23 protein-coding genes are annotated in these 25,058 nt (G+C 43.5%); 6 read left to right on the top strand and 17 right to left on the bottom strand.

Annotation, left to right across the window (positions count from 1 at the left end):
• Nucleotides 1–3 precede the first annotated feature (3 nt).
• Both ilvN and RTP55_RS00660 read right to left on the bottom strand, forming a co-directional pair.
• Nucleotides 4–495 carry an acetolactate synthase small subunit gene (ilvN, locus tag RTP55_RS00665; protein WP_203171804.1) on the bottom strand — a complete coding sequence of 164 codons (492 nt, stop codon included), beginning with the start codon at nt 493–495 and terminating at the stop codon, nt 4–6.
• Nucleotides 495–2,210 carry an acetolactate synthase 3 large subunit gene (locus tag RTP55_RS00660; protein WP_257619637.1) on the bottom strand — a complete coding sequence of 572 codons (1,716 nt, stop codon included), beginning with the start codon at nt 2,208–2,210 and terminating at the stop codon, nt 495–497. Before RTP55_RS00660 ends, ilvN begins: the two co-directional genes overlap by 1 nt.
• Before the next feature lie 756 nt (nt 2,211–2,966).
• Between RTP55_RS00660 and RTP55_RS00655 the strand changes: the two genes are divergently transcribed.
• A complete protein-coding gene (locus tag RTP55_RS00655) occupies nt 2,967–3,443 on the top strand; it encodes a DUF4124 domain-containing protein (protein ID WP_160001937.1) in 477 nt (158 codons plus the stop codon).
• A 111-nt stretch (nt 3,444–3,554) separates the two neighbouring features.
• Here RTP55_RS00655 and RTP55_RS00650 read toward each other — a convergent pair whose 3' ends face one another.
• Nucleotides 3,555–5,231 carry an NAD(P)H-hydrate dehydratase gene (locus tag RTP55_RS00650; protein ID WP_312383434.1) on the bottom strand — a complete coding sequence of 559 codons (1,677 nt, stop codon included), beginning with the start codon at nt 5,229–5,231 and terminating at the stop codon, nt 3,555–3,557.
• A gap of 70 nt (nt 5,232–5,301) precedes the next feature.
• Here RTP55_RS00650 and queG point away from each other — a divergent pair, with 70 nt between their 5' ends.
• Nucleotides 5,302–6,429 (top strand): tRNA epoxyqueuosine(34) reductase QueG, encoded by a 1,128-nt coding sequence (queG, locus tag RTP55_RS00645; RefSeq protein ID WP_312383433.1) that lies wholly within the window; start codon nt 5,302–5,304, stop codon nt 6,427–6,429.
• Here queG and RTP55_RS00640 read toward each other — a convergent pair.
• The gene (locus tag RTP55_RS00640) at nt 6,426–7,004 is read right to left on the bottom strand and encodes a DUF924 family protein (RefSeq protein ID WP_138018919.1); all 579 of its coding nucleotides are present in this window, start codon (nt 7,002–7,004) and stop codon (nt 6,426–6,428) included. The two genes, queG and RTP55_RS00640, sit on opposite strands and share 4 nt — an antisense overlap.
• Before the next feature lie 115 nt (nt 7,005–7,119).
• On the opposite strand from RTP55_RS00640, the gene RTP55_RS00635 reads away from it, so the two are divergent.
• The 4 genes from RTP55_RS00635 to tgt all read left to right on the top strand — a co-directional run bounded on the left by RTP55_RS00635 (nt 7,120) and on the right by tgt (nt 10,549).
• On the top strand, nt 7,120–7,701 hold the full coding sequence (locus tag RTP55_RS00635; protein ID WP_312383431.1) for an acyl-CoA thioesterase: 582 nt from the start codon (nt 7,120–7,122) through the stop codon (nt 7,699–7,701).
• Between the two features lie 7 nt (nt 7,702–7,708).
• Entirely contained in the window at nt 7,709–8,782 is a 1,074-nt protein-coding gene (queA, locus tag RTP55_RS00630) for a tRNA preQ1(34) S-adenosylmethionine ribosyltransferase-isomerase QueA (RefSeq protein ID WP_312383428.1), read from the top strand.
• The gene (locus RTP55_RS00625; RefSeq protein WP_095355527.1) at nt 8,782–9,345 is read left to right on the top strand and encodes a hypothetical protein; all 564 of its coding nucleotides are present in this window, start codon (nt 8,782–8,784) and stop codon (nt 9,343–9,345) included. The genes queA and RTP55_RS00625 overlap by 1 nt, the downstream gene beginning before the upstream one ends.
• Nucleotides 9,346–9,412: 67 nt before the next feature.
• Complete coding sequence (gene tgt / locus RTP55_RS00620) at nt 9,413–10,549, top strand: tRNA guanosine(34) transglycosylase Tgt (protein WP_076776002.1); 1,137 nt, start codon at nt 9,413–9,415, stop codon at nt 10,547–10,549.
• Nucleotides 10,550–10,666: 117 nt separating this feature from the next.
• On the opposite strand, the gene lpxA is transcribed toward tgt, so the two are convergent.
• The 13 genes from lpxA to rimO form a co-directional block, all read right to left on the bottom strand.
• Nucleotides 10,667–11,443, bottom strand: coding sequence for an acyl-ACP--UDP-N-acetylglucosamine O-acyltransferase (lpxA, locus tag RTP55_RS00615; protein WP_036598919.1), 777 nt, complete (start codon nt 11,441–11,443; stop codon nt 10,667–10,669).
• Between the two features lie 247 nt (nt 11,444–11,690).
• Nucleotides 11,691–12,206, bottom strand: a complete 516-nt coding sequence (gene fabZ / locus RTP55_RS00610; protein ID WP_312383419.1) for a 3-hydroxyacyl-ACP dehydratase FabZ — start codon at nt 12,204–12,206, stop codon at nt 11,691–11,693.
• A gap of 129 nt (nt 12,207–12,335) precedes the next feature.
• Nucleotides 12,336–13,388, bottom strand: coding sequence for a UDP-3-O-(3-hydroxymyristoyl)glucosamine N-acyltransferase (lpxD, locus tag RTP55_RS00605; protein WP_312383416.1), 1,053 nt, complete (start codon nt 13,386–13,388; stop codon nt 12,336–12,338).
• Between the two features lie 109 nt (nt 13,389–13,497).
• Nucleotides 13,498–14,010: an OmpH/Skp family outer membrane protein gene (locus RTP55_RS00600; protein ID WP_201664275.1), complete on the bottom strand. Its 513-nt coding sequence runs from the start codon at nt 14,008–14,010 to the stop codon at nt 13,498–13,500.
• A 13-nt stretch (nt 14,011–14,023) separates the two neighbouring features.
• The gene (bamA, locus tag RTP55_RS00595) at nt 14,024–16,417 is read right to left on the bottom strand and encodes an outer membrane protein assembly factor BamA (RefSeq protein WP_312383641.1); all 2,394 of its coding nucleotides are present in this window, start codon (nt 16,415–16,417) and stop codon (nt 14,024–14,026) included.
• A gap of 332 nt (nt 16,418–16,749) precedes the next feature.
• The gene (gene rseP / locus RTP55_RS00590; RefSeq protein ID WP_312383413.1) at nt 16,750–18,117 is read right to left on the bottom strand and encodes an RIP metalloprotease RseP; all 1,368 of its coding nucleotides are present in this window, start codon (nt 18,115–18,117) and stop codon (nt 16,750–16,752) included.
• 128 nt (nt 18,118–18,245) lie between these two features.
• Nucleotides 18,246–19,466 carry a 1-deoxy-D-xylulose-5-phosphate reductoisomerase gene (ispC, locus tag RTP55_RS00585; protein ID WP_312383411.1) on the bottom strand — a complete coding sequence of 407 codons (1,221 nt, stop codon included), beginning with the start codon at nt 19,464–19,466 and terminating at the stop codon, nt 18,246–18,248.
• 265 nt (nt 19,467–19,731) lie between these two features.
• Nucleotides 19,732–20,619: a phosphatidate cytidylyltransferase gene (locus RTP55_RS00580; protein WP_312383409.1), complete on the bottom strand. Its 888-nt coding sequence runs from the start codon at nt 20,617–20,619 to the stop codon at nt 19,732–19,734.
• A 19-nt stretch (nt 20,620–20,638) separates the two neighbouring features.
• Nucleotides 20,639–21,379 carry a polyprenyl diphosphate synthase gene (gene uppS, locus RTP55_RS00575; RefSeq protein WP_312383407.1) on the bottom strand — a complete coding sequence of 247 codons (741 nt, stop codon included), beginning with the start codon at nt 21,377–21,379 and terminating at the stop codon, nt 20,639–20,641.
• 44 nt (nt 21,380–21,423) lie between these two features.
• Nucleotides 21,424–21,978, bottom strand: coding sequence for a ribosome recycling factor (frr, locus tag RTP55_RS00570; protein WP_007116803.1), 555 nt, complete (start codon nt 21,976–21,978; stop codon nt 21,424–21,426).
• A 39-nt stretch (nt 21,979–22,017) separates the two neighbouring features.
• Complete coding sequence (gene pyrH, locus RTP55_RS00565) at nt 22,018–22,746, bottom strand: UMP kinase (RefSeq protein ID WP_312383405.1); 729 nt, start codon at nt 22,744–22,746, stop codon at nt 22,018–22,020.
• A 187-nt stretch (nt 22,747–22,933) separates the two neighbouring features.
• Nucleotides 22,934–23,278 (bottom strand): SMR family transporter, encoded by a 345-nt coding sequence (locus tag RTP55_RS00560; RefSeq protein WP_312383404.1) that lies wholly within the window; start codon nt 23,276–23,278, stop codon nt 22,934–22,936.
• A 14-nt stretch (nt 23,279–23,292) separates the two neighbouring features.
• Nucleotides 23,293–24,780, bottom strand: coding sequence for a 30S ribosomal protein S12 methylthiotransferase RimO (gene rimO / locus RTP55_RS00555; protein WP_312383402.1), 1,488 nt, complete (start codon nt 24,778–24,780; stop codon nt 23,293–23,295).
• Nucleotides 24,781–25,058 lie beyond the last annotated feature (278 nt).

Below are 25,058 nucleotides of genomic sequence, written 5' to 3'. Positions count from 1 at the left end.
AATTTAGACGCTGAGGATTTTTTCACCCCGAGCGATACCAATAACACCAGAACGTACTACCTCTAAAATGCGTTCACGTCCCATCAATTCGATAAAGCCGTCCAATTTTGCGGTGTCACCGACAATTTGAATGGTATAGACATTGGACGTGATATCAACAATACTTGCACGGAAGATATCCGCACAGCGCTTCACTTCTTCACGGTTGCTACCCGTGGCACGCACTTTGATCAGCATGAGTTCGCGCTCAATATGTACACTATCGGTCAGCGTGGTTACTTTAACGATTTCAATCAGCTTGTGCAACTGTTTGGTCACTTGCTCAATCTTATTTTGATCGGTATCTGTGGTCAAGGTCAAACGCGATAAAGTCGGGTCATCGGTTGGCGCGACGTTCAATGTCTCGATGTTGTAGCCACGTTGTGAAAATAAGCCAACCACACGAGACAGTGACCCTGATTCATTTTCCATTAAGACAGAAATTAAATGTTTCATTAGGTACGCTCCCCTTTGGCTAACCACATATCACGCATTGACTGACCTGCTAATTGCATTGGATAAACATGCTCGTTTTTATCGACGAGTACATCGATAAATACTAATCGATCTTTGAGGGATAAGGCATAAGCAAGTTGTTCATCAAGTTTGGCTGGGTCAGTGATTTGGATACCAACATGACCGTAAGCTTCTGCAAGTTTGACAAAATCTGGCAATGAATCCATATAAGAGTGCGAATGGCGACCTTCATAAATCATGTCTTGCCATTGTTTGACCATACCCAACTGGGCGTTGTTAAGATTTAAAATCTTTACTGGTAAGTTATATTGTAAGCAAGTTGATAGCTCTTGGATATTCATCTGAATTGAGCCTTCACCGGTGATACAGACCACATCACGCTCTGGATTAGCAAGTTTGGCTGCCATTGCGTAAGGCAACCCTACCCCCATGGTGCCTAAACCACCTGAGTTTAACCATTGACGCGGCTCATCGTATTTATAGTATAGGGCGGCAAACATTTGGTGCTGACCCACATCAGAGGTGATGATAGCTTTACCATGGGTTAGCTCATATAAGCGCTCAACAACGTGCTGTGGTTTCATGCCATGGCTGTCGTCTTTGTCATAGCGTAGACCATGACGTTTACGCCATTCATTGATTTGCGCCCACCAATCATTTAGCGCGGCTTGGTCAAGCTGTCCGTTATTTTCTGTTAATACGGCGAGCATATCGCTTAGCACATTTTTTACATCACCGACAATCGGGATATGTGCGTTGATGGTTTTTGAGATTGATGCAGGGTCGATATCAATATGGATAATTTTAGCGTTTGGACAGAATTTTTGCGTATTGTTGGTCACACGGTCATCAAAACGCGCACCCACTGCCAAAATCACATCTGAATTGTGCATGGTCATATTGGCTTCATACGTACCATGCATCCCAAGCATACCTAAAAACTGTTTATCCGACCCTGGATAAGCGCCCAATCCCATCAAAGTATTAGTCACAGGCAAATTAAGTAAACGGGCCAATGCGGTTAATTCTGCACTTGCGTTTGACGCAATCACGCCACCACCTGAATATAAAACAGGGCGTTTGGCTGCAATTAAGGTTTCGATGGCTTTACGAATTTGTCCTGAATGACCGCGAACCGATGGTTGGTAAGAACGCATACTGACCGACTCAGGGAAATGATAAGGGAATTTTTCGTTAGGCGCAGTTTTATCTTTAGGTACATCAATCACCACAGGACCTGGGCGACCAGAGCTTGCAATATAAAATGCTTTGCGAACGATTTCTGGGATTTCGCTGGCATGACGTACTTGAAAACTGTGTTTGACGACAGGACGTGACACACCAATCATATCAGTTTCTTGGAACGCATCATCACCGATGAGGCTTGAAGGCACCTGACCTGAGATGATAACCATCGGAATGGAATCCATAAACGCGGTTGCGATGGCAGTAACCGTATTGGTGGCGCCTGGACCTGATGTCGCTAATACCACCCCTGTTTGACCTGTGACACGGGAATAAGCATCTGCCATATGACCCGCTGCTTGTTCGTGACGCACGAGGATGTGCTCAATGCTATCTTGTTTGAACAAAGCATCATAAATATGCAACACGGCGCCGCCTGGATAGCCAAAAATGTATTCGACACCTTCGTCAATTAGCGCTTGCACCAGCATTTCTGCACCAGACATCATCACAGGTTCACCTGCTGAGGCTTTGGCGGTTTTTTTGTCAAAATTGGGTGCAGCGTGAGCCGTTTGGTTTTCTCCCGTCATATTGGGAGCTTGGGTAGTTTGAGTCACTGTCATCACCTTTTATGGTCGTCTTCAAAAATGATACTGGGAAGTTGTTTTAGATAAAAATTGCTAAATGATTAGCAAGAATCTTCAACACTGCCATAAGGTAACAGTGAACAAATCAGACGAGGGCAAAAAGCATGATAACCAAAAAAGAAAGCATCACAAAAATTACGTAATGTATAAATTGATGGCTACTTTTTGTCTTTGTTGACCGATAAGTCAGGGTTGTTAGATTCTTTTGTTTAGATTCATAAACAACAACAACGGTAAAAAATGCTCTCATCCAATTGTAGAGCCTAATCAGCGGATAGCGCCAATTAGCTTAGATTTTACCAATTAGTAACCAACGATAATTGTTACTAACGACCAGTAGAGGACTTATGATGTGAGTTTTTTTAACACTTGTCAATAAAAAAAAGCTACTAGGATTTATAACTTTTAGTTATAGATAAATGAATTGTCTGAAGCTTGATTTTAAGGCTTGGTTTTAAGGATTGATAAACTTTAAAATCTCAGACTGATTGAGCCAGTCATTTTTAGAAAATTACCTTTAGGAAATTAAACGATTATCTTGTCGAAATTTACTGCTAAAAGCTATCAAGCTGTGATAGGCTATCGCATAATTTTCTCGTTTCTTGCATAGGAAAAACAATGTTAAAGCCACTGTTTTTGTTATCACTCATGTTATCACCATTCGTTATGGCGAGTTCAAATGCAGCAACTTATTACAAGTGGACTGACAAAAATGGTGTACCGCATTATAGCCAATATGCGCCGACCAATGGTGTTAATCTGCGACAAGTGCAAGTAGTTAATACCCGTGAACTTGGACCTAGTAGTCGTGCACCTGCGACAGCTGGCAATAGCACAGGTGCTGCATCAGGTGTATCACCAACGCTGACCGCCGATCAAAAACGCGCTGCTGAACTTGAAGCACAAAATCAGCAACTCAAAAAACAGCAAGATGCGGAGCGCTGTAAAGCCTTACAAAGTACCCTTGCCAACCTGAATCAAGGCGGGCGCGTCTATGAGATGGATAATAAAGGTGAACGTAAATATTTAGATGGTCGTGAAATTGAGCTACGCCGTCAGCAAGTCGCGCAAACAGTGAGCCAATACTGTAAATAACTTTGAATGCTATATGACTTTAGCATTCAATGAAAATTAAAGTTGTGTAAAGGTTAAAGGTGAGTGAATTCTCACCTTTTTTTTATTGAACCTTCTTAACCTGCCGTGATTTTAATGGTCCGTGATTTGATGGATGATGTCACCGATTGCCGATGCCATGTGATTAGCTTGCAGCGCATATTCCCCCATTTTTTCTGCTAACGTATCACCTGCTTTGGCATGTATGAGCACGGAGGTTAGCATGGGTGCGGCAATCGCTTGCCCCAATAAGCCCGCCATCAGACCTGCCAAGCAGTCGCCCATGCCAGCCGTTGCCATACCGGCATTACCCAAGCCGCAAATATCAATACTGTCTCGTTCAAGACAGTCTCGTTCAAGCACAATCGTTTGTGCCCCTTTGATAAGCCAATTGCCCCCATAGTGGTGAGCCAATGCCTGAATTGCGCTGATTTTGTTTCGATCGATGTCGGCATAGGGTTGATTGAGCAAACGTCCTGCTTCCGCTGAATGCGGTGTTAGATAAAACCGTTGGTTTGACTGCCCCAATCGTGGTTGAATTGGCGCATTTAAACCGTCACTCGTGCCTGCCCAATCTGCCAAATGGTATAAACCATCGGCGTCAATGACACATAGTTTCTCTGATTGTTTGATCGCCGTAAGATACTGGTTAAATAACTCTAACGTTACTTTATCTCTACCCAAACCCATGCCGATGGCAACCACATCCACCGCGTTAATCAGCTCGATGACGCTAGCGATATTGTGTAAATCCGCGGTCATGGCATTGGGCAAAGCGGTGACAATGGCTGAATGAAAATCACGATGACAGGCAACGGTGACTTTGCCTGCACCACTGCTCAATGCCGCACTGGCGGCCAATATCGCCGCCCCTGCCATGCCATGCCCATCCTGTAGCCGATTGCCACCGATGATGAGTACATGACCATACGTACCTTTATGACTCACCTGCTGACGTTGTGGCAAGTTAGGTAGCGTGCAATGTAACAAGATGCTTGATTGCTCAACAGGGAGCAAAGGCACATCGATAACGGTGCCAACATAATCTTTACTATCCCCGATATGCAGTCCGACTTTTCGCCCGATTAAACAAAGTGTCTTGTCTGCTTTAATCGCAATGTCATCGTACACTTCGCCCGTAGCGGCATTAAGTCCGCTGGGTACATCGATGCTGATGACTTGACAAGCGTGAACTTGCTTGCGGTATTGATTAATCCAATTGATGATTGTCTGATAATCATCGCTAGGCTTGCCATCGAGTCCAATCCCCAACAACCCATCAATCACCACATCATACTGATAGCTTAAACCAAGCTCATAGAATGGCTGTAAAAATGCTGTCAACGTCAGATATTTTGCCGCATTTGCACAGTTTGACTGGTACAGGTGCTTTGCTGTTTGGCTGTCGAGGGTAGTAGGCGCTGCGACTTGTACTACAGTAACTGACCAATTTGGGCAAAGCTGATTGACATAATGCGCCACCAACCAAGCATCGCCGCCATTATTACCCGCGCCTGCCACTACCAATACCGATTTTTGAGGGTGACTGCTTTTTTGAAGGTGATTGCTTTTTTGAGGGTGACTGCTTTTTTGATTGCTACTTTCCTGCTTGATGATGTGTGCAAGTTGCCATGCAGCTTGTTGCATTAAGGCAAAACTGTCATTTTTGCTAAACCAGTTTTTTTCAATGTCATAAATTTGTTTGGGGGTATATAAGGCAATGGCGTTTTGCATCACCGTATTTTTATCCGTCTGTGCATTACTTTGCATAAGATGATCCAATGATGTGGTAAATGTTTATTTTGCTATAATAGCATTTTAATTTTATCTGGTTGTTGGCATGTTGGACACTACAAACGAACTTAATGCACTCAAGGGCTGGATAAAGGCGCAAGCCAAGGCGTTGGGGTTTGCTGATTGTGGCTTTGTCCATCCCGCCAATCCCATATTTAGCAAACAGCTTGATGCCTTGCAAACTTGGCTAGCACAAGGTAAACATGGCGATATGCTGTTTTTTGAAGACAATCATGATAAACGTGCTAACCCTGCCCTGTTAGTTGACAGGACGCAAAGTATCATTAGCGTGCGTTTAGATTATTTGGTCACGCCGCCGCCCAAACGCAGTGTGCCAGACAACGAGCGCCCCAACTCAGCGATTATTGCCCGCTATGCTCGTGGGCGTGATTATCATAAAACCATGCGAGGGTTATTAAAAACCCTAGCCAGACTGATTCAAGACAAACTAACCACCGATTATCCGCAATATGCCAACGACTTTGTATTTCGTCCCTTTAGTGACTCCGCGCCTATATTTGAGCGCGCGTTGGCTGAGCAAGCAGGTTTGGGCTGGACAGGCAAACACACCTTGCTGATTCACCCACAAGCGGGGTCATTTTTTGTGTTGGGGGAATTATTCACCAGCTTGCCTTTGGCAGAGGATAAAAAGCAAATCGAAACCACATTATCGCATTGTGGCAGTTGCCGTGCTTGTATTCATGTGTGCCCTACCCATGCCATCCGCAAAACACCCACCGGACATTATGATGTCGATGCACGGCTGTGTATTTCGTATTTAACCATTGAATTAGATGGCAAAATCCCTGTAGAACTTCGTCCCAAAATTGGCAATCGCATTTTTGGCTGTGATGATTGTCAGTTGATTTGTCCTTGGAATAAATTTGCCAGATTAGCGACGATTGAGGATTTTAATCCCCGTCACCGTTTAGATGAGGTGTCATTGCTTGAGTTATGGGCGTGGGATGCACAGGATTTTTTGACAAAAACTGAAGGCTCGCCGATTCGCCGCACTGGCTACGACAATTTTATGCGCAATGTGGCGGTAGCCTTGGGTAATGCGCCGTTTAGCCAAGCAATTATTGACAAATTGCAACAAAAACGCCCCATGCTAAGCGAGAACACACAAGAACATATTGATTGGGCGACCCAGCAACAACTTAATAAAAGTTAAAATGACGAGTTGGGTTGTTGTAAAAAGGCGATTTCCTCGTCACTCGATTGTCTACCCAAAATCGCATTGCGGTGCGGATAACGCCCAAATCTCTCAATAATGGCTTGATGCTTATATTCAAACGCTAACGTATCGGCACTGGCGTATTTTTTAAACAGTGGCAACGCCTGCTGATGAATGGTTGCCGATTCTGCATGCATAAAAGGCATTAAAGCAAAATTGCGTTCGTCTTGATTCAACTTGTCAAAATCTGGCTGTTTGACGATTTCTTGTGCCAATACTAACGCCATGCCATCTTGGGCAAAAGCCTGTGGAGAATCTCGAAAAATATTGCGCGAAAACTGGTCCAATACAATGATTTCTGCCAGTCGCCCTTTTGTACTGGCTCGCCAATCCCCTAACTCGCCTCGTTTGGCTTGCTCAAGTGTGGCTAAAAATTTAGCCGTTACGGTTTTATCAAAATCCTCATCTTTGGCAAACCAAAATGGCTTGGTATTTTGCTGCAACCAAAAATCTAATACCTTTTTAGCGTCCGCTGATAAGGGTTGCGCTGCTACCTGTGATTGATTGGTCATTTGCTTTCCTTTTGTAGGGTAATTATAGTGACTTGTCGGGTAATGATAGTGACAAATTTTGCTAAACAAGCGCGATTTACCTATAATGTGGCACAAATTTAGATTGAGAACAACCATGTATCCTTTTTTACGACTGGGCACCCATGCCATCAAAAGCGCGATTAAACAAAAGCAAGGTCATTCGCTTCAATTAACCGATACCAGCGAAATCACCTTGACTGCTAATATCAACGATATTGACAATTTTTTTGAAATGAACAACGGGCGTATTTTTACGCTGTTTGATTTGGGGCGAAACGATCTTGCCATTCGCTCTGGGCTTGCCAAAAAATTATTCAAGCATCGCTGGGGGCTGGTGGTCGCTGGTAGTACCATCCAATATCGTAAGCGTGTTCGTTTATTTGATAAGGTCACCATCAAAACCCGATTGATAGCTGTTGATGAGCGCTGGTTTTATATCGAGCAAAGCATGTGGGTCAAAGGTCAGCCGACTTGCTCTGCGCTGCTGCGCACTGGTATCACCAACATCGTGACTGGCAAGGTTTTGCCGACTGAGCAAGTGCTCAGCGCATTGGATTATCAAGATATCAATATGCCACCTGATGACTGGGTCAAAGCTTGGTCGGACGCCGATAAAATCCGCCCATTTCCTAAAGCCAATGTCCACCTTACCAAAGATTCTGCTATCACCGAGTAACCCATAAATGCCTTTAACTTTAGATGATTTTGATTATCAACTGCCCGATGAACTTATTGCCCGCTATCCGTTAGCGGTGCGCTCCGCCTCTCGACTGCTGTATTTGCCTGCCCATGGTCAACCCAAAGACCAACAATTTGTGGATTTGCCAGAGTTGTTAAATAGTGGTGACTTGGTGGTGTTTAATGACACCAAGGTCATGAAAGCAAGGCTGTTTGGGCAAAAAGCCAGTGGCGGCGCGGTCGAAGTATTGGTCGAACGTATTTTGCACGATGATGTTACTATGAGCCAAAAGCACACCGCTTTGTGTCATGTACGCGCCAGCCGCAGCCCAAAAGAGGGGCAAACGCTGAGCCTTGCCGATGGTAACATCCATGCCACGGTAATGGGGCGTGAAGACAATTTATTTTTGCTAGCGTTTGACCAACCGATATTGCCTGTGCTTGAGCACTATGGTGAACTGCCGATTCCGCCCTATTTTGAGCGCCATGCCGATGACAATGACGAAACCCGTTATCAAACGGTATTTCATGACCCAACCAAACTTGCCAGCGTAGCCGCACCGACCGCAAGCTTGCATTTTGATGACAATGTATTGGCTGCACTCAAGTCCAAGGGCATCAATACCGCCTTTGTCACGTTGCATGTCGGTGCAGGCACATTTGCCCCTGTCAAGACAGAGGATATTTTGCGCCATAAAATGCACTCAGAATATGCTGAGTTGCCCCAAGCGACTGCCGATTTGATTAACCAAACCAAAGCCCGTGGCGGGCAAGTGATTGCAGTCGGTACCACGGTGACACGGGTATTAGAAACGGCGTTTCAAAAAACCGCCAGTTTTGAAAACCCGATGCTATCGGCTTGGTCAGGTGACACCGATATTTTTATTTATCCGTCATTTAGGTTTGGGGTGATTGATAAGCTCATCACCAATTTTCATTTGCCAAAATCCACGCTATTGATGCTGGTGTCAGCGTTTGCAGGCAGTGAGCCCATCAAACAGGCTTATCAGCACGCCATCGAGCAACAATACCGTTTCTTTAGTTACGGTGATGCCATGTTGTTAGATAAAGTAGAATGATGTTAGTAATTTCTCAGCTTGTTAATAAAATGACTGCATTGTCTTTATACCTAATCGTTGGTTTGTGGTTAGCAGTTAGCATTGCTTTTTTTAGTACGCTTAAATCTGCAGTTATGATTTTAAACTATCCAATTCCTGCTAAAACTGAACTTTTTCACTCGCAAGGTACGGCTAAATTCACCCCTTATCAACAAATCAACAGCAAACTTATCTATTTGCCAAATATGGCGGTGGTATCAGAAAATACTTTACGATTTTATCAATGTCCATTCACACCTTATATTCAAGATTGTTTGCATAACTATTTACCTTTAGAAAATCAAACAGTTAGCCTTGATTGGGCATCATTACAAAAAACATCGCAAGTCGATGCCACACGTCTTTTATACGAACTTTCAATCGATGGCAAAGTAATTTATGATTATGCCGATGCAGTCAAGCATATTGAACACAGAAAAAAGCAATCGCTTTGGGTGGTGATTATTTATGCGGTTAGCACGTTTTGTGTTTTGTCTTACCTGTTATTTTTTATTACTATTGATATTAGAAAAACTAAAAATTAATAGCATTTTCAGCCACGTAAGTTAATGGTATAATACCGCCTTTTAGCAAAACTTACTAAAGCAAAATATGCAATTCACCTTACATAAAAACGCTACAGGCGAGAGCCGTGCTCGCCGTGGTACGGTTCATCTCGCTCATGGCGATGTGCAAACCCCTGCCTTTATGCCTGTCGGCACTTACGGCACCGTCAAAGGCATGCTGCCGCGGGATATCCACGAAATCGGTGCCGAAATCATCTTGGGCAATACCTTTCATTTGTGGCTGCGCCCAACGACCGATGTCATTGACAAATTTGGCGGGTTACATGACTTTATCGGTTGGAACAAGCCGATTTTAACCGATTCGGGTGGTTTTCAAGTTTTTAGTCTGGGCGCAATGCGTAAAATCAAAGAGGAAGGTGTGCATTTTCGCTCGCCGATTGATGGCGCAAAAGTATTTTTATCCCCCGAAATATCAATGCAAATTCAATACTCACTGAACTCAGACATCGTCATGCAGTTTGATGAATGCACGCCCTATCCTGCAACGCCTAGCGAAGCGGATACATCGCTTGAATTATCGCTGCGTTGGGGCGAGCGCTGTAAAAATGAGCATGAAAAACTGGGTAATAAGAATGCTTTGTTTGGTATTATCCAAGGCAGTATGTATCGCAACCTTCGTGAAAAATCCTTAGAAGGTCTATTAAATATTGGGTTTGATGGCTATGCCATTGGCGGGCTGTCAGTCGGTGAGCCAAAAGAAGAAATGATGGCGGTGCTTGATTACTTACCCGATGATATGCCAGCCGACAAGCCCAGATACTTGATGGGTGTGGGTAAACCTGAAGATATCGTGGAAGCGGTACGCCGCGGTGTTGATATGTTTGATTGCGTGATGCCAACACGTAATGCACGAAATGGTCATTATTTCACCACTTTTGGCGCGGTTAAAATTAAAAATGCGGTGCACCGTTTTGATCAAAGTCCGCTTGATAGCGAATGTGATTGTTATACTTGTCAGAATTTTAGCCGCGCCTATTTGCATCATTTGTTCAAGTGCAATGAAATGCTATCGGCACAGTTGGGCACCATACACAATTTGCGTTACTATCAGCGCTTGATGGCAGATATCCGTCAGTCCATTGAAGATGATAAGTTTGATGCGTTTGTCGATACTTTTTATCAGCAGCAAAACTTACCAAAACCTGATTTGCATTTGACATAAAAACCACCTAAAAACACATAAAAAAAGAGCCGATTTGGCTCTTTTTTACTTTTTATAAGCTGCTGTGGATACGCTAAATAGCAACGCTATCCTTCCTTACTACCTTATCTTACCACGTTATCTGACTAAGCCACGTTCACTATGAATCAGGGAATCCAATAGCAATTGTACCAAAGGTTCTTGGGGTAATAGCTGCTCGCTCACCGCGACAATGGCTTCTTCCTTGGTCAGTCCTGAACGGAAAATCACCCGATAAGCCTGGCGTAGATAATCAATAGTCTGCTTTGACCAACCTTTGCGGCGCATGCCTTCGATATTAAGACCATGGCTTTTGGCAGGGTTGCCCGATACCATATTAAAAGCCGCAACATCTTTTAAAATCAAGCTTGCACCACCAATCAAACTATAATCATCAATACTACAAAATTGGTGAATACCTGAATTACCACCGACAATCACATGGTTACCGATGCGGACATGCCCTGCAATCCCCACATTATTAGCCACAATGTTGTCGTTGCCAATTACGCAATCATGCGCAATATGGGTATTGACCATAAACAGATTACGGCTACCAACGCGTGTGATGCCTTTATCTTGTACCGTGCCGCGATGAATACTACAGGCTTCGCGAATGCGATTGTCATCGCCAATTTCTAGCCACGTCTCCTCGCCTTGGTATTTGAGATCTTGGCAGTCTTCGCCAATGCTAGCGAATTGAAAAATCTGGTTACGCTCACCGATACGGGTAAACTTGCTAATGACGACATGGGGGTGAAGCACGGTCTGTGCCCCAATTGTGACATGTTCACCAATAATGCAATACGGCCCTATCTTGACCGACGGGTGTATCGTTGCAGTGGCATCAATAATCGCCGTTGGGTGAATCGTCATGAAAAATCCTTATACGAGCCTACTATTCAAGAAGAACTAAATACATCAAAAATAACTAAATATATAGATTTAGCTGAAACCATAGGCAAAGCTAACTATGAACAGCAGGTTAAAATAAAAACGACATTATAGCATTTTTACTAAAGTATGCCATTTTTATCAAGGATTTTGCTTAACTTAAACAGATTTTATCGTTATAGCTTACTCAAACGCGCCTTATTCAAGCCATGTAAAAATGACGTTAAAGTCATGACTGGTGATATTGGGTACGCTGCTCTGCAATGGTGATTTCTGCACTGGCTGCCAATTCATCGCCCACGCACGCTGTACAACTAAATTTATAGATACTGTGACGCTCCATGGTTTTTTCGGCACGTAAAATGAGCTGATCACCGGGGATGACTTGACGTTTAAAACGCACTTTATCGACCCCAGCGAAGAGATAAATATAGCCATCTCTTGGTTTGACATTTTTGCTGATAAAACCCAGTACACCCGCTACCTGCGCCATCGCTTCAATCATTAAGACACCTGGCATGATAGGCTCTTCAGGAAAGTGACCATTAAAGAAAGGCTCGTTGATGGTGATGTTTTTAACACCGGTAATCCACTCATTGGGTTTTACCGCAGTGACTCTGTCTAATAGCATAAAAGGATAACGGTGAGGCAGATAATCACGTAACACAACGGCATTGAGAGGTAATGTCACCCCAAGCTGTGCAAGGCTAGCGATGTCTTCATCAATCAACTTATCAAAATCCATGGATATATCCTTTATACTTTTAAATCATCTTTATCAAAAAAATAGACTTGTGAAAAACAACCATTGTAACGGTTTTAAGATTGAGTTTACAGTTGTTTTCTCAAATTATTTGATGGATAAAGGTAACGATTAACTTTTTGGTTTGCCAAGTTGCTTAAAATTAATATAGGCTCTTTTCCATAAGCTATTGGGCATCACTGGCATGCCTGAAGAATATACACCCGGTTGGTGAATCGATTTGGTCACCATCGTCATGCCAGTAATCGTGACATCATCACAAATTTTGATATGACCTGCAAAACCTGATGCGCCACCAATCATACAGCGTTTACCAATTTCTGTACTGCCAGCAATCCCCACGCATGCTGCAATCGCCGTGCCAGCACCAATGCGCACATTGTGGGCAATTTGCACCAAATTATCGATAATGACATGATTACCGATAACCGTATCATTCAGCGCGCCGCGATCGATACAGGTATGGCTGCCTACGCTGACATGATCGCCCAGTATCACTCGCCCCAATTGGTGAATTTTTTGCCACCCTGCTTCATCTGTACTGCCTTTAGGAGCAAAGCCAAACCCGTCATTGCCAATGCTGGCATGACTATGCAAGCTGACATGTTTACCCAGTACACAATCATGCCCGATGTACACATGCGGCGCAATTAAGCTACCTTCGCCAATCACGACATTGGGCTGAATATTGACTTGGGCCTCAATCTTGACGTCATCACCAATGACGCAGTTATCACCGATTTGGCTATACGCCCCAATACGCACGTTGTCGCCCAATTGCAGATTGTTACCCAAAATGGCAGTCGGATGAATCAAACAATGTGATAAATTAGGGTTGACTGTCTGATGATACGCTTGCGTCGGTTCAAACAATGCTGTCAGTTTGGCATACGCGGCATAAGGTGATTTGACCACGATGGCAACGCTATGGCTTGGGCTTTTTTCCTGTAAGGATGCGGGGACTAGCACAGCGCCAGCACCCGTGGTTTGCAATTTTGATTCAAATAGAGGATTGGCGATAAACGTGATATCGCTGTCGGTGGCATCCTCAAGAGAGGCGATTTTGGAAATTTGTTTCTGCAAATCTTGGTCGGTTTGCGCATCCCCTTGGTCAATGACGTCACTACCTAAAAAATCCAAAATTTGTGTGAGGGTGAACGCCATTTAATTACTCCAATCGTTTGCTTAAAATTTGCCTTAATTTTACACAGAAAATAAAAAACGCAATAGTCGAATATTGCGTTTTTGCTAAAACCTCTAAGCTTAAAAAATATTATTTTACTTGATCGTTAATCGCTTTGGTAAAATCTGCCGTTACGTCCCATTCAGGTTTGACATAACTAACCGTTCTATCACGATTATCAATCAGCACATCAATATTTTTTTGACGCACAATAGTTTCTTTAATGGCTTGGATTTTGGGGGCAATTCGCTGCATCACTTCTGACTCATTGGCATCAATGATGGACTGGATTTGACTGGCAACCTGTTCATAGTTTTGTAGGTTGGTTTGAATTTGCTTACGCAAATCATCCTTTTGTGCTTGGGTCATCTGAGCATTTTGCGTGGCGTATTGTTTTTGCAAACGCTCAATGGTGGCTTTGTAGCTATCAAGCTGCTGCTGCTTTGGTTTGACCGCCGCTTGCACCACGCCAATTTTGGTTTTGGCGATGTTAGTATTGTTAATGGCAACTTGGGAATTCCAAACCGCAACGGTATTGGCAAACACTGGCATTGCCAATACACTTAAAATACTTGCTGTGGCTAACTGAGTGATTATTTTCATATACATAGACCTTTTAGAATGTACGTCCAATTTCGAACTGTACATTGTCGACTTTATCTTTATCTTTATCATTGAGCGGAACGGCATAGCTTAATGAGATTGGACCAATTGGGGTAATCCAAGTGAAGCCTGCACCCGCGCTAAAACGCATGTTATTGTCTTTTTCATTTAATAGCGATACGGTATTGCCATTCACTGTGACTTTTTGGTCATATTTATTGGTGGTGTCAAACACTTGTGCCCCTTCAACAAATAACACGGGACGGATTTGGTCTGCCCAATCGCCTTTAAACGGCATCGGCAAGATTAATTCAGTACCCACTTGCGCGAGTGCATTACCGCCAATCTCTTCTGGGTAATTATCGACCCCATTATAATTCTTCACTGGGTAATAACGCTTACTGGTAGGGCCTAAAGTGGCATTCTCATAACCACGCACTGAGCCATAACCCCCTGCAAAGAAGTTTTTCCAGAAAGGTAAATCGTTACCATATCCTAACTTGGTATAACCGCGTAGTACGGTATTTTTTAGGAATGGTCGATAGTAGTTGCCTTGATAGACCAGTTTTTGGTAAGTGGCATCACCAAAAGCCAGTTCCAAATTGACGTTATGTGACATACCTTTGGTTGGAAAACGTCCACGGTCAAGCGTGTTCATATTCCAGCCTAAATTTAGGCTAGCCGTATTAAATGGGTCTGATTCGAATGATTCATTGCCATCAGAGTCTGAACCTACTTGCAGATTACCCTCGTCTTTTAAGTACTGATAGTTTGATACCGCTAACAAAGCGCCTGCTTTGATTTTGGTACTATCAAGTGTGAGACCAGCACTTAAACTCTTATTTTCATCAATCGGGTAGCTAAAACCTAAGGTGCCACCATACGAGTCTGTTACATAGTTTGAAATGTTTTTTCTGTCATATTTGGTTTTGCGTGTATAGATACTGGCACTTTGCGATATCCCATCTGGGGTAAAGTACGGGTTGGTATAGCCCAAATTATAACTATCTAACGTCTGAGAACGCGATAACGAAATATTGACCTGATTACCTGTACCCAAAAAGTTAGATTGACTTAAACCTGCTTGGAAAGTGATACCACCACTTTGTGAATAACCAGCCGCAATGGTACTAGTACCTGATGGTTGCTCCTCTACTGCAACATTGATATCTACCTGATCGGGGGTGTTGGGGACAGGTTTGACATCCATGTTGACAGTTTTGAAGAAGCCTGTACGCATCAAACGCGTGCGCGACAAATCGATTTTTTCATTGGCGGCCAATGCGCCTTCCATTTGGCGCATTTCTCGGCGCAATACTTCATCTGCGGTTTTATTATTGCCGGTAAAATTGATACGGCGCACATACACAGGACGCACAGGATCAATAAAGAAATCGACATCTACCGTGCGAGTGTCCTCATTGATACGGGGCACTGGGCGGATTTGGGCAAAATAGTAGCCATCGTTACCATACAGTGTGCCAAGATTTTGTAAAGTTGTCGTCATTTGACGTTGTGAATAACGCTCACCTGGCTTAAATGCTACTTGCTTACGAAGCTTGTCGGTATCGTAGTTGGGCGTACCCATAAAGTTGACATTACCAAATTTATATTGCTCACCTTCAGTAAGATTGAGCTCAATAAACACTTTGTCTTTTTCTGGACTTAAATTAATGGTGGCATCATTGATGGTGAATTTGACGAAGCCCGCGTTTTGGTACATGGCGGTGACATTTTCTAAACTTGCCGCAAGCTTTTCTTTGGCATAGCGGTCAGATTTGCTAATCACATTGATCCATGAGCTTTCTTTGATGCTCATCGCCTGTCTGATTTCTTTGTCGCTAAAATGTTTGTTACCAATTACCTTGATATCGACAACACGCGCCGCTTTACCTTCAACAAAATTAAATTTAAGCGCAACGCGGTTATTGTCTAAGGGCGTTTGGGTCACATTAACTTCGCTATTATAATAACCTTGCTGATTATATTGCTGTTTTAGCTCATTTTGCACTTGCTCAACTGTCGCCTGTTTTAGCACATTGCCTTCTACGATGCCAATACGTTTTAGGCCTTCGGTCAATGCTTCTTTTGGAATGAGTTTATTACCGTCATAAGTGACATTTGCGATAATTGGGCGCTCTACCACGTCAAATACCAACTTATTGCCTGATTGGGAGGCTTTAACGTCTGAGAAATTGCCAGTTTCATAGAGGGCTTTGATACTAGCTGCGATATTGGCATCGTTTGCTACTTCACCGGTATTGACAGCAAGCACTGGATAGAGGTTATCAGCGGATACCCGTGTCAATCCATTAAATTGAATATCACTCACGGTAAAATTTGCCGCTTGTGCATACGAGGTAACGAGTGCTAACGGTGCAACCAAAAATAACGCTGAATTTCGCATATAACTTGTTTCCGAATTGACGACTGCCCAAAGATAATGCATGAAACCTGCCATCTTTAACTATCTAAAATTAGTTATCCAAAGATCATTATCTAGGTTTGATAATCTAAATTTGGTAATCTAAGTTTAGTCCGCTAAAAATAACAAATGCTATCAAAAAGGGTGACTTGATTAAACTTCTAGTAATAGTTTGTCTTTGATGTGTAGCTTGTATTATCAAAGTACAAGAGATCCGTAAATAAATTTTACTGGCATAAGGTAAGCTAAATTTTGCGTAAAGTCTAGCGAAAAAACAAAACTACAAATCAATATTTTAGCCAAATTTGGGTCGGTTAAAACAAGCGTGAGATATCGTTACCAATCGCCAACAGCATGAAACCTGCAAGCAAAACTAAACCAATATTCATTCCCATCATTTGTATTTTCTCCGGCATGGATTTACCAAAAATAGCCTCATAGGCATACATGACAATATGACCGCCATCAAGCACAGGTACGGGTAATAAATTGAGCACAGCAAGGCTTAAACTGATAATCGCCATAAACGACAATACCGCTTCCCAACCGATGCTAAAGCTTTGATTGGCGACTTTGGCAATGGTAATGGGACCTGATAGGTTCTCTACCCCAATGGTGCCGGTCAACATTTTACCCATGGATTTGAGGGTCATGGCACTTAAATTGACAGTTTGATGCACGGATTTTTCGACCGCTTGGATGGGGGTATATTGAATGGTTTTTATATACTCAGGTGGCGGTGCAACCTTAGATGCTGCGGCCGCTGCGCCAATTTGTCCAAATCGATTGCCCATCGTATCTTTTTTTGCTTGTGGCATGACTTTTAAGGGGATGATTTTGCCCTGGCGCTGTACTTCAAGCGTTAATAACTGCTCGGGGCTAGATTTGACAACTTGTGAAAACGCCAGCCAATCGCTCACTGGTTGACCATTGACACGGGTGATGGTATCACCGACTTGCAGACCTTGACGCGCGGCAGCGCTATTTGGGACAATTTCACCGACCACCGCCGGAATTTTTGGTTGCCACGGAATCGCGCCTAAACTATCAATGGGGTTGGTTGCTTTACCCGCTTCTACTTTCATAAAGCGCTGTATCGGCACGGCAACATTGGTTTGACCTTGCGCGCCATTCACCGTTAAATTAACTTGTCCCGACTCGCCCATGCGATCGGCTAACGCATAGTTAATATCCTGCCAACTTTGGATGGGTTTATTATCGACCGCAACAATTTCGTCACCAACTGTGAGACTGGTTTGACTGACAGGTGAATTGGGCAAAATACTGCCGACTTTGGTCGCCAATACTTGGGTTGGTGTGATAAATAGCAGCCAATACAAAAAAATCGCAATTAGTAAGTTCATCACCGGACCTGCTGCGACGATGGCGATTTTTTTCCAAGGTTGTTGGGTATTAAAGGCTAAATGACGTTCAGCTGGATTGACTGTGCCTTCTCGCTCATCGAGCATTTTGACATAGCCGCCAAGCGGAATCGCAGAAACCGCATAATTAATCCCAGTTTTTTTACTTGTCCAGCTTAGCAGCTTTGGACCAAAGCCAATTGAATAGGTCAATACCTTGACACCGCATAGCCGAGCGACAATGTAATGCCCCCACTCATGTAGTGCCACCAAAGGTCCTAGTACCACAATTGCAGCTAAAACGGTCAAGATGAAATTCATGGCTATCCTTTTGACAAAATCACAGGCTAAAAATAATTTAACTATCGTTATGTTAATAAGTTATGAAGTCATTTTTAACGATTATCAACCAGTGTTGCCAACTATTTTTAAGCTTTTTTAAGCACTGTTTAAACATTTAAATCGGCAATACATTGGTGTGCTTGTTCGCGGCTTAGTTTATCGACCGCCAAAATCGCTTGCAATGACCCAATCGGCTGTTTTTCAGCTTGCAATAGCACTTTTTCATTGATATCGGCAATATCGGTTAAACAGATGTCACCATTTAAAAACGCTTGAACGGCTATCTCATTACTGGCATTCAAGGCGATACACGCATAGCTTCCTTGTTGCATGGCTTGATAAGCCAACCCAAGGCATTTAAACTTTTCTAAATCAGGTCGGACAAAATTTAAGCCACTTAACTTAAAAATATCTAATCGTTCCACCCCACTGCTGATACGATCAGGGTATGCCATAGCATGGGCAATGGGGGTACGCATATCAGGACTGCCAAGCTGGGCTAAAAAACTACCATCGTTGTATTCAACCATAGAGTGCACGATGCTTTGCGGATGAATGACCACTTCAATCTCAGAGACTGGCATATCAAATAAAAAACTTGCTTCAATCAGCTCCAAGCCTTTATTCATCATGGTAGCACTATCTACTGATATTTTTTGCCCCATGGACCAGTTCGGGTGCTTGACAGCCTCTGCAACGCTGGCGCGTTTCATATCATCGAGTGTTTTGTGTAAAAATGGTCCACCTGAGGCAGTTAACCAAAGCTTTTTAATACCATGGTTATCATCATGAATGGCATTGCGCTGTTGTTGCACCGCGGTAGGCAAACATTGAAAAATGGCATTGTGCTCACTATCAATTGGGAGCAATTTGGCATTTGACTGTTTGACGGCTTTAATCATCAGTTCACCTGCCATCACTAATGCTTCTTTATTGGCAAGCAAAATCGTTTTACCCGCGTTCGCCGCTGCCAGCGTTGATGGCAAGCCTGCAGCACCGACGATAGCCGCAACCACCATGTCCACTTCTGCTAGTGTGGCAAGCTCAACTAAACCTTGCTCACCAATCAAAATCTTGCAGTTTAGATGAGCGTCGCTGAGCATCTGCGCAAATGTTGCTTCCTTTTCTTTGGCAACACAAACATAAGTTGGCTTAAATTGCTGACAAATACTCAACAGTTTATCGAGCCGCGAAAACCCTGTCACCCCGACCACGTTATACAAATCAGGATGCTGACTGACGACCGATAGTGTACTATCGCCGATAGAGCCAGTTGTGCCCATAATAGCAATGTTTTTTTGCGGTATAGTGTGAGTTGAAGATAGCATTACAATGACCTAGTAAGTTGGGGCAGACGGCGGTTAAACCTAACATTTTACGTTTACAGCGGCAAATTGCCACTGTGATAAGCATATTAACACGCGAGAAGATTTTTAAGCATCAATCAACAAGCAGTTGCGCAAAAAAAGATTGAATGAAACACAAGCTTGCATTGATTAGTGAATTAAACAAATTGATATTGGCTAGATTGGTATTGAACAGATTAATATTAAGCAGATGTGAAAATTTTTGAAAGCTAAACCCAATGTAGCATTAAATTAAGCCGTAAAATTTCATCGCCCAAAATCCCAACGCAAAAATTGGCACGGCTGAAAGCTGCGAATCAATACGATCAAGAATGCCCCCATGCCCTGGTAATAATGCCCCGGCATCTTTGACGCCTGCATGGCGCTTTAGCATACTTTCAAATAAATCACCGAACACGGACATGATGATAGTGAGCAACGATAACAGCAAAAACAATCCAATAGCCGTCATCGACCAATCGTTTAACAACCCAAACGATACGCCAATCACCACAAGCGTACCCGTGGCAAGTCCACCAAGTAAGCCTTCCACACTTTTATTGGGTGAGACGTGCGGGGACATTTTGCGTCTACCAAGTTTTCGTCCGACAAAATAAGCACCGCTATCCGCGCACCACACCAATACAAACACATATAGCAGCCACCAAGCTGAAAGTGACCACAGATAATACATCGCAGTAATGGCGGATGACAGTATAATCATACCGATGATGTACAAATGCTTACCATACCAAGCTTGCGTATTGTTGGGATAATGGCGAATCCAGCCAATCGCTAGCAACCAAATCAGCGCGGCAACCAGCCAAAAAAACACCCAAGCGGTTATGCTGCCAGTTAGCTTTGCCATCACCAATAACAAACTGACAATCGCTAACACCATAAGGCTATATATATAATCGATTGGTTTGGCAGGTTTGGTCGGGATTTGGGTGGTAGGCGGAATATAATTGTCGGGATTTTGGTGAAATGATGGCATGAGCTTTGACCACTCAAAAGCCCCAAAACCTGCACCCACTAACAATAGCGGCAACATCAAAATAGGCTCGCGGGTAGCAAACATCGCAACGCCAACAATCACTAATAAAATAATGGCGGTTCTAATGCGTTCCCACATGACAATTCCTATTGATTAATTAAAAGCCCAAACCTAATACTTGCTCGCTGGTCTTACCAAATCGACGTTCACGACCCATAAAAATATCAATCATTTGGTCTAATTCAGCCGCCTTGAAATCTGGCCAAAGCGTTTCGGTAAAAAATAACTCAGCATACGCACATTGCCAAAGTAGAAAATTAGAAATGCGGTAATCACCCCCGGTACGGATTAACATATCAACCGCTGGTAAATCCGATAGCGACAGGTGGCGTGCAAAATCGTCTTGGGTAATGGCATCGGCAGTAAGCGCGCCTTGTGCCACTTGCTTGGCAACTTGGCGGCAGGCATTGACGATGTCCCATTGACCGCCGTAGCTGATAGCAATCACCAAACTCATTTTAGTAAAATGGGCAGTTTGATCTTCTGCATCTTGCATAATCGCGCGTAAATGCGGCGTCAAGGCATCCCTATCGCCGATAAAGCGCAAAGAAATTTGATGCCGCAACATCCGTGGTAATTGGTCATGGACGGTTTGCTCAAGCAGCTTCATCAATAACACCACTTCATTGGCTGGGCGCTGCCAATTTTCGCTAGAAAAAGCAAATACCGTCAACGCACGAATACCAATATCCATGCAATGCTCAACCAAAGGGTCTAAATTATCTTTGCCGGCAATATGCCCGCCACCGCTTGGTAGCCCATGTGCTTTTGCATAGCGGTTATTGCCATCCATAATGATGGCAATATGTTGTGGCATTGCTACCTTTGACTCAACCATGACCTACTTCTTATGAATTGGTTCTTTTATTGGATAAATAACGATTAAACGGCCATTAACTCTGCTTCTTTGCTAGAGAGCATTTTATCAATGCTATCAATGTATTTATCAGTCATTTTTTGGATGTCGTCATTGGCGCGGCGTTCATCGTCTTCTGAGATTTGCTTGTCTTTTACCAAGGCTTTTAAGGCATTGTTGGCATCACGGCGGGCATTACGCACGGAAACACGGCGCTCTTCGGCTTCATGACGTGCCAATTTTTGCATATCTTTACGGGTTTCTTCTGTCAATGCGGGTAGTGGTACCCGAATCACTTCTGCGCTCATTGGGTTGAGACCCAAATCTGATTCACGGATTGCTTTGTCCACTGCCTGCACCATGCTACGGTCAAAAGGCTGCACTAACAGGGTACGCGAGTCTTCAACGTTGATGCTCGCCACTTGATTAAGTGGCATCTCAGAGCCATAGTAAGACACCATCACACCCTGTAAAATACCAGGATGGGCACGGCCCGTGCGTAATTTACTAAAGGCATTTTCCAAGGCTTCAATCGCCTTTTTCATTTTGTCTTCACCTTGTTTTTTAATATCGTTAATCATGTTGCATCCTTTTAAAACTCTGTATGTCAAATTTAGAAATTAGTAATTGATAACTTTGGTGCCTTCTGCCTCGCCCATCACCACATGAAGCAGCGCGTTGGGTTTTGCCATATCAAATACTTGCAGCGGTACGTTATGCTCACGCAGCAACGCAATCGCAGTCAAATCCATCACCCCCAATTTTTGATCTAGCACTTGGTCAAAGGTGAGTTCGTCGTATTTGACGGCATCGTCATGGGTATTTGGGTCTTTGTTATACACGCCATCGACTTTGGTGGCTTTTAGGATTAAATTGGCTTCAATCTCGATGCCACGTAAACATGCTGCGGTATCCGTGGTAAAAAATGGATTGCCGGTACCTGCGACAAACACACACACTTCATTGTTTTTTAAATAGCGAATGGCATTGCGGCTGCTGTAGTTTTCAGTCACTTCACCAATTGGCAAGGCTGACATCAAACGGCATTTGATATTACGGCGCTCTAGGGCGTCACGCATCGCCAAGCCATTCATCACGGTCGCAAGCATACCCATTTGGTCGCCTGTGACACGGCCCACCAAGCCTTGTTTTTGTAGCGCAGCGCCACGATACAAATTGCCACCACCGACCACGATACCCACTTGCACACCCAATCCTACCAAGTGGGCAATCGCAAGACTCATGTTGTCTAATACGCCTGAATCAATCCCCATATCATTTTTGCCTGCCAGGGCCTCGCCAGAGAGTTTGAGCAAAATACGTTGGTAACGGGGAGCTTTATCAGACATGGTTGACCTCTTGTTGGCTGTTGGATAACAAATAATGCAAATGGCGAAATTTTAACAAAATTAACGGTTTTTAGATAGTGTAAAGATAATTTCAACAGTCATTTTAATTTTTACCCTGCTCTCACCTTGAAAATTCAATCGGCTTTAGTCATCAAACTATCAAGTCGCTATATTAATGTGTAGATTATTAATGCGTGGCTGAATGAGAAAACAGATTAATCACAATCACACCCAATACAATTAGGCTCATACCCACGATAGCAGGTAAATCCAGTTTGTTACCCAAAATAAAATAACCAATGATAGCGGTCAACACAATACCTACCCCTGACCAAATGGCATAAGCAATCCCCAGTGGTATGATTTTGATGACTTGTGAAAGAAGATAAAAAGCAATGCCAAAACAAATCACGGTGGTGATAGTGGGCAAGGGTTTGCTAAATCCCTCTGATTTCGCCAAAAAAGTTGAACCAGTAACCTCACTGACAATCGCAATCCCTAAAAGACCATACGCTAACATTGATTGAGACATGACAATCCTTATCTTTATAACAATTCACCTGTAAAACTGGCAAAAAGGTCATACTCATTGGCTTCATCAATGGTGACGGTCAAAAATTCACCGACTTTAACCGATGCATCAATATTATCTACATACACGTGACCGTCAATTTCTGGCGCATCGGCATAGCTACGGCAAATGGCGATATTTTCTTCTTCATCAATCTCATCTACCAGCACTTTTAAGGTTTTACCGACTTTCTCAGCCAGTTTTTCGGCACTGATTTGTTGCTGTAGCGCCATCAGTCGTTCATAGCGTTGTTGTTTGATAGCTTCTGGCACAGGGTTCGGCAAATCGTTTGCCACCGCGCCTTCTATTTCTGAATAGGTAAACGCCCCTACTCTGTCTAATCGCGCCTCTTTGAGCCAGTCAAGCAAATATTCAAAATCTTCTTCTGTCTCCCCAGGGAAACCCACCACGAAGGTAGAGCGAATGACAATATCGGGGCAAATCGAGCGCCAAGTTTTGATGCGCTCCAGTACGTTTTCGCTATGCGCGGGGCGTTTCATGGCTTTGAGCACATTGGGGCTGGCATGTTGGAACGGGATATCAAGGTATGGCAGTAGCTTGTCCTCACTCATCAGTTTGACCACAGCATCAACATGTGGGTAAGGATAGATGTAATGCAAACGCACCCAAATGCCCAGACGATTCAGTGCCTCGCACATATCGTAAAATTTAGATTTGATGGGCATGCCATTCCAAAAACTGGTTTTATATTTAAGATCTACGCCATAGGCTGAGGTATCTTGTGAGATGATTAATAGCTCTTTGACGCCGGCATTTTTGAGCGCAGCCGCTTCAGTCATGATACTGTCAATCGGGCGACTAACGAGGTCACCACGAAAGCTTGGGATAATACAAAATGTACAACGGTGGTTACAGCCTTCGGATATTTTGACATAAGCATAATGTTTTGGCGTAAGCTTAATGCCCGCATCATTGATTAGGTCGATTTTTGGGTCGTAAGTTTTTGATGGTGCAGGTTTTGGCACATAATGCGACACGGCATTGACGACTTCTTCATAGGCATGTGCGCCCGTCACCGCAAGCACGGCTGGGTGCATGGTTTTGATTTTTTCGGCATCTTTGCCAAGGCAACCGGTGACAATCACCTTGCCGTTTTTGGTAATCGCCTCACCAATGGCGTCAAGCGATTCTTGCACCGCAGATTCGATAAAGCCACAAGTATTGACCACCACCAAATCTGCGCCATCATAGTCACTGGCGACTTGGTAGCCATCACGGCTAAGCTCGGTGATAATGCGCTCGCTATCCACCAAGGCTTTGGGGCAGCCAAGCGATACAAAACCAATCTTAGGCGCTTTTGTCGTTACTATATCTTGAGCCAGTTGGTGCGCCGTTTGGCTGGCGCTTTGACCTACAGTACGGTTTTCGTTATGATTGGCTTGATGGTGGGTGGCAGGTTTATTGGTAGACTGGGGATTAAAAACTTGCGGTTGGCTTGGCATGATTTTCACTTTTAAAAAATTTAATCTGACTATTTTACTAAGTTTTGCTGTTTTTACCAAATCAACTTTTTAATTTTTCATCGACTCAAATTAACTGTATAGGTAAAAATTTCAAATGCTAAAAAAATTAATCTATTGTTCATAACCTATTGTTCGTAAAACCCCTATCAACTGTAGCACTCCCAATCATGACTACTCAATATGAGCCATACCCTGCAAAAACGCTCGCCGTCATGGTTTTACTTTAAGTAAATGCTTGCAAAATTATACTCAATCAA

It is taken from the genome of Moraxella sp. CTOTU47579 (genome assembly GCF_032004885.1).
Taxonomy (GTDB): Bacteria; Pseudomonadota; Gammaproteobacteria; order Pseudomonadales; family Moraxellaceae; genus Faucicola; species Faucicola tetraodonis.
The sequence above is the reverse complement of the archived record's forward strand: the minus strand, read 5'-3'. Positions and strand labels throughout refer to the sequence as shown.